This is a genomic window from Streptomyces mexicanus, assembly GCF_902506575.1.
In the GTDB taxonomy this organism is placed as follows: domain Bacteria; phylum Actinomycetota; class Actinomycetes; order Streptomycetales; family Streptomycetaceae; genus Streptomyces; species Streptomyces mexicanus.
Map to the genome: position 1 here is coordinate 1 of NZ_LR732622.1, position 5,709 is coordinate 5,709.

At 76.1% G+C, this 5,709-nt stretch carries 6 protein-coding genes; 5 read left to right on the forward strand and 1 reads right to left on the reverse strand.

The window, feature by feature from the left end:
• On the forward strand, window positions 1-700 hold a 700-nt coding region (locus GV126_RS33630; protein ID WP_159674928.1), incomplete at its 5' end, for a SpoIIE family protein phosphatase.
• A gap of 79 nt (window positions 701-779) precedes the next feature.
• On the opposite strand, the gene GV126_RS33635 is transcribed toward GV126_RS33630, so the two are convergent.
• Window positions 780-1,331, reverse strand: coding sequence for an RNA polymerase sigma factor (locus tag GV126_RS33635; RefSeq protein WP_159674930.1), 552 nt, complete (start codon window positions 1,329-1,331; stop codon window positions 780-782).
• Window positions 1,332-1,376: 45 nt separating this feature from the next.
• Here GV126_RS33635 and GV126_RS33640 point away from each other — a divergent pair, with 45 nt between their 5' ends.
• The 4 genes from GV126_RS33640 to GV126_RS33655 form a co-directional block, all read left to right on the forward strand.
• On the forward strand, window positions 1,377-2,771 hold the full coding sequence (locus tag GV126_RS33640) for a serine/threonine-protein kinase (RefSeq protein ID WP_159674932.1): 1,395 nt from the start codon (window positions 1,377-1,379) through the stop codon (window positions 2,769-2,771).
• Between the two features lie 194 nt (window positions 2,772-2,965).
• Window positions 2,966-3,709, forward strand: a complete 744-nt coding sequence (locus tag GV126_RS33645) for a DUF4232 domain-containing protein (protein ID WP_159674934.1) — start codon at window positions 2,966-2,968, stop codon at window positions 3,707-3,709.
• Window positions 3,710-3,806: 97 nt separating this feature from the next.
• Entirely contained in the window at window positions 3,807-5,096 is a 1,290-nt protein-coding gene (locus tag GV126_RS33650) for an SLC13 family permease (RefSeq protein ID WP_159674936.1), read from the forward strand.
• 154 nt (window positions 5,097-5,250) lie between these two features.
• A partial coding sequence (locus GV126_RS33655; protein ID WP_159674938.1) for a universal stress protein occupies window positions 5,251-5,709 on the forward strand: 459 nt, incomplete at its 3' end.

Genomic DNA, 5,709 nt, shown 5'->3' on the forward strand with positions numbered 1-5,709 from the left:
GCCGGAGGTGAATAAGGGCCGGGCCCGGGGGGTGACCGCCCGGCCCGCCGGTCCCCCGCTGGGCCTGGGCGGGCTGCCGTTCGAGGCGGTGGACCTGCACCTGCCGGAGGGCAGCGTGCTGTCCTTCTACACCGACGGGCTGATCGAGCACCGCGAGCGCAGCGCCGAGGACGGACGGCGGCTGCTGTGCACGGCGCTGGCCGAGCGCACGGGCGGCCTGGAGGAGACCTGCGACCGGGTGCTGCAGACCCTGCTGCCGGCCGTCGGCTCCACCGACGACGCGGCCCTGCTGCTGGCCCGCACCCGGGGCCTGCCCGCCTCCCAGGTAGCGACCTGGGACGTCCCCGCCGACCCCGCCCTGGTCGCCCCGATCCGCAAGCAGGCCCTGGACCGGCTGGACGCCTGGGGGCTGAGCATGGTGGCGTTCACCGCCGAACTGGTGGTCAGCGAGCTGGTCACCAACGCCATCCGCTACGGCACCCCGCCGATCCGGCTGCGCCTCATCCACGACGACACGCACCTGATCTGCGAGGTGTCCGACACCAGCAACACCGCCCCGCACCTGCGCCGCGCCAAGACGTGGGACGAGGGCGGCCGCGGGCTGCTGCTGGTCGCCCAGCTCACCCAGCGCTGGGGCAGCCGCCACACCGTGGACGGCAAGACCATCTGGGCGGAGATGAGCCTGCGCGACGAGGAGTGAACCTCAGGGGAGACATGCGGGCAAGGCTTCCGGGGGTGCCCTGCCGGGGCGCCTCCAGGAGGAATCCGCGGACGGGGCGTCAGGAGGCGTCGGTCAGCCAGGGCCTGACCTGGCGGCGCGCCTCGTGCAGCCGCGACTTGAACGTGCCCAGCGGGACCCCGGCCCGCTCGGCGGCCTCGGCGTACTCCAACTGGCACAGGTCCCGGTACACCAGCGGCGCCACCAGGTGCGGACGCTCCCGCTCCAGCCGGTCCAGCGCCTCCAGCAGATCCACGCGGGAGCCCGCGATGACGCTGGTGGTGCGAGGATCGACGTGCTGGGCGGGCTCGAGCGCGACGGGCTGCTCGGCGGCCCGGCGGCGCAGCTCCCGGTACTTCTGGCGGCAGCAGTTGGCGACGACCGTGTAGAGCCAGGTGGAAAAACGGCTGCGGCCCTCGAACGTGGCGATGCGCCGGGAGAGCGTCAGCAGCACGTCCTGCGCGGCCTCCTCCGCGTCCTCCCGGCACGGCAGGAAACGCCCGCAGCGCCGCACCACCTCCGGGCGGATCTCCGCCAGCAGTTCCGCGAGCGCCGCGCCGTCCCCCGCGGCGGCGCGCCGGGCCAGGTCCTCGGTCAGCGCCGCATCCGGCACGGCAGGCCCCCTTGGAGTCGATCTCAGGGCAGGCATGATAGTCCCATGCACTCCGCCGAGCGGATCGGCCGCTACCGGATCGAACGGTGTCTGGGCACCGGTGCCTTCGGCACGGTGTGGCTGGCCCGGGACGACGACCTCGACGCCCTGGTGGCGGTGAAGGTCCTCGCCGAGAACTGGGCGCACCGCCTCGACGTGCGCGAGCGGTTCCTGTCCGAGGCGCGGCTGCTGCGCAAGGCCGGCTCGCCCCGGGTGGTGCAGGTCTACGACATCGGTGAACTGCCCGACGGCAGGCCGTACTTCGTCATGGAGCACGCCGACGCGGGCACGCTCGCCGATCTGCTCGCCGCCGGTCCGCTGCCCGTGCCGGAGGCGCTGCGGCTGACCGCGCTCGCCGCGCGCGGCGCCCACGCCCTGCACGAGGCGGGCATCGTGCACCGGGACGTCAAGCCCAGCAACGTCCTGCTGCGCACCGCGCCGGACGGCACCCGGCGGGTGCTGCTCGCCGACCTGGGGCTGGCCAAGTCCCTGGCCGAGGCCTCCGGGCTGACCCTGGCGGCGGGTTCGGCCGGGTACCGGCCGCCCGAGCAGGCCGGTCCGGGTGCGGGCATCGACGCGCGGGCCGACGTCTACAGCCTGGGCGCGGTCGGGTACGAGCTGGTCACGGGCGTGGTCCCGGCGGCGCCGGGCAGCGTCGTACCGCCCGGGCGTCTGCGGCCCGGACTGGACGCGGGCGTCGAGCGGGCGCTGATGCGGGCGCTGGAACCCGACCGCGAGCGGCGCTGGCCGGATGCCGGGGCGTTCGCGGACGAACTGGAGCGGCTGGAGCGGCGGGAGCGGACGGCCGGTGCGGGGCCGGCCGGCACCCGGCCGCGCGCCCGCCGCCGAGTGCCGGCCGTAGTGGCCGTGGTGGCGGCGGTTGCGGCGCTCGGCATCGCGGGCGTGGCCCTGGTGCCGACGCTGCGGCCCGGTCCGGCGCCGGACGTGCCCGTCGCCGACGCCACCGGCCGGATCGCGGTGCGGGTGCCGGCCGGCTGGGCGCGGCAGCTGCGGGACTCCGGCTGGGACCCGGCCGTGCTCGGCCTGCCCGCCGGGCACGAACCGGCGCTCGCCGTCGCCGACGACCTGGCCCGCTGGCAGGATCCGGGGGCCGGCGTGGACGGCGTCTTCGTCGGGCTGAGCGACCACGGCGACCTCACGGCCCGGGTGAACGCCATCGGCCACGCCGGCTGCCACTACGACGGCAGCCGTGCCTACGCCGACCCCCGCTTCACGGGCGTCGTCCGTTCCTGGAGCCGCTGCCCCGGCGGCGGCCGGATCACCGAGAGCGCGCTGGTCCCGTCCGCCGCCGGCGCGAGCGACCGGGTGTACGTGCAGATCCGGCGGCACGACGGCGAGGACGCGACCGCTCGCATACTCCGCGCCCTGCGGGTGACCTGACTCCGTACGGGTGAACACCACCGGGCCCGGGAGCGGGAAGACATGCCCGCGAGGAAGGCGCGGCGGACCCCGGAGCGGAAAATCCGCGAACGCCGCGAACTTTCCGCCCGGATCGCGCATCGGACCTCGATGACGGCGCACCCGGGCGCCGGACGCACGCGCCGCGTGCGACGAACCTTGCAGGAGCGTGGAACATGGCGTACACGTCCCCGTCCCGTCACCGCACCGCCGTGCTCGCGAGCGCGCTCGCCGTGCTGGGCCTGCTGACCGCCTGCGGCAACGGCGGCAGCACCACGAGCGCGCCGCAGAAGGTGCCGGGCACCGCCGCGCCCGCGACCGGTGACGCCACGAACGGCGACACGGCGAACGGCGGCACGACGACCGGTGCGGCGCCCGCCACGAGCACGCCGGCCGGCGACCGCACCGCGCGTCCGGGCCGTCCGGCCACCGGCACCGGCTCTCCCCCGGCCGCGACCGGCCCCGCCACGACGGCCGGCACCCCCGGCACAGCGCGCGGCGGCAGCCGCTGCCACACCTCCGAACTGCGGGCCACGGTGGGCCGCAACGACCCCGGCGCCGGGCAGGAGAACTTCCCGGTGGTCCTCACCAACGTCTCGGGCCGCACCTGCACGGTGTACGGCTATCCGGGCGCCGCGTTCACGGACGCCTCCGGCCGGCAGCTCGGTGCGGACCCGATGCGTTCGCCGGGTTCGCCCGCGTCGGTGAGGCTCACGCCGGGCGCGAGCGCCTGGGCGGGCCTGAGCTTCTCCAACCCCGAGGTGAGCGAGGCGAGGGCGGCGACACCGGCCACGCTGATCGTGACCCCGCCCGACGAGCGCGACTCCCTGAAGGTGCGGTGGACGGCGGGGCCGGTCCCGGTGGGCGGCAACGCCTCCTCGGTGACCGTGACGGTCCTGCGTCCGGGGACCGGCCCCTGACACGGTCCGGGTGCCGGCCCCTGACGCCCCCCGGGTACCGGGCTGACGCGTCCGGTGCCCGCCCATCGGTGCGGACCTGACACCTCCGTTTGCTTTGATGTGCGGGCACCGTCGACCGTGTCCGGAGGACCGAGCCCTGAACAGCGCGTTCGCAGAGATCCTGTCCGTCGTCCTGCTCGTCGCGGTCCTCGTCTGGGCCGTCGTGCGGCCCTTCGGGCTGCCCGAGGCGGTCATGGCGGTCCCCGCGGCCGCGGTGGCCGTGGCGACGGGCGTCATCTCGCCGGCCCACGCCCGGGCCGAGGCCGAACGGCTCGGGCCGGTGGTCGGCTTCCTCGCCGCCGTCCTGGTCATCGCCCACTTCTGCGACGCCGAGGGGCTGTTCCGGGCGTGCGGGGCGTGGACGGCCCGCTGGGCCCGGGGCCGGCCGGTGAAGCTGTTGACGGCGGTGTTCGCGCTGGCCTCAGCGATCACGGCGGTACTCAGCCTGGACGCCACGATCGTGCTGCTGACCCCGGTGGTGTTCGCCACCGCCGCCCGCACCGGCGTACGCCCCAAGCCGCACGTGTACGCCTGCACCCACTTGTCCAACACGGCGTCGCTGCTGCTGCCCGTGTCCAACCTGACGAACCTGCTGGCGTTCGCGGCCAGCGGACTGAGCTTCACCCGGTTCGCCGCGCTGATGGCGCTGCCCTGGCTGGTGGCGATCGGCGCCGAGTACCTGGTCTTCCGGCGCTTCTTCGCCCACGACCTGGCGGCCGCGGCGCCCGCGCCGGACCCCGGCGAGCCGCCCGCGCTGCCGCTGTTCGCGCTGGTCACGGTGGCCTGCACGCTGGCCGGCTTCGTCGTCGCCTCGCTGTTCGGCGTGGAACCGGCGTGGGCGGCGCTGGCCGGCGCCCTGGTGCTCGCCGGGCGCGCGCTGCTGCGCGGCCGGGCCACGCCGGTGACGGTGGTGCGGGCGGCGGCGCCCGCCTTCCTGGCGTTCGTCCTGGCGCTCGGCGTCGTCGTGCGCGCGGTGGTCGACCACGGGCTCGCCGACGCCCTCGGGCACGTGCTGCCCGGCGGCACCGGCCTGGCGGCGCTGCTCGGGACCGCCGCGGTGGCCGCCGTCCTGGCCAATCTGATCAACAACCTGCCCGCGGTGCTGGTGCTGCTGCCGCTGGCCGCGCCGGCCGGTCCGGGCGCGGTGCTCGCGGTGCTGCTGGGCGTCAACATCGGCCCGAACCTGACCTACGCCGGTTCGCTGGCGACCCTGCTGTGGCGCAGGATCGTCCACCAGCACGAGCACGGGGTGGACCTGAAGGAGTTCACCCGGCTGGGTCTGCTGGCCGTACCGAGCGCGCTCGTGCCCGCGGTGGTGGCACTGTGGGGGGCGCTGCGGATCGTGTAGCCGCGGACGCTGTCCGCGCGGTGTGCGCGGCCGAGGACTGCGCGCAGTGTGCGCGCGGCGAGGACCTCGCGCAGTGGTGTGCGCGGCCGAGGACTGCGCGTAATGTACGCGACTGCGCGCAGTGTGCGAGGCACGAAGGTGAGGGAGCCGCCGTATGCGTGTGATCGCCTGGCTCGTCGAGGGCACCTGGCCCTCCTGTGTGGACGCCGTCCGCGCCCACGCGCCCGAGACCGCCGAGGTGGTGCTGCTGCACGTCAGCGGGGAGGAGGTGCCCGCGCTGGCACACGGGGCGTTCGCCGGGCTGCTCGGCCGCGGTCACCCCCGGGGGCACCGTCCGGCCGGGGACTGGGGCAGCGACCCGGGCGACCGGGTGGCCGCCCTGGGCGGCGCGTCGGCGGCCCGGCTGCTGGATGCCGCCGCGGCCCGGCTGGGCCGTCCGTGCGTCCGGCTGGAGCGGACGGGGCGGCCCGAGCACGAGGTGGTCACCGCCGCGGAGGGCGCCGATCTGCTGGTACTGGCCCGCGACGGCGACCGGGCCCGGCTCGGCCCGCACAGCCTGGGACCGGCCGTCCGCTTCGCCGTCGACCACGCCCCCTGCCCCGTCCTCCTGGTC

Coding starts and splice junctions, on each gene's coding strand:
- GV126_RS33640 (WP_159674932.1), top strand. CDS start 1,377: ATGCACTCCGCCGAGCGGATCGGCCGCTACCGGATCGAACGGTGTCTG.
- GV126_RS33645 (WP_159674934.1), top strand. CDS start 2,966: ATGGCGTACACGTCCCCGTCCCGTCACCGCACCGCCGTGCTCGCGAGC.
- GV126_RS33650 (WP_159674936.1), top strand. CDS start 3,807: ATGTGCGGGCACCGTCGACCGTGTCCGGAGGACCGAGCCCTGAACAGC.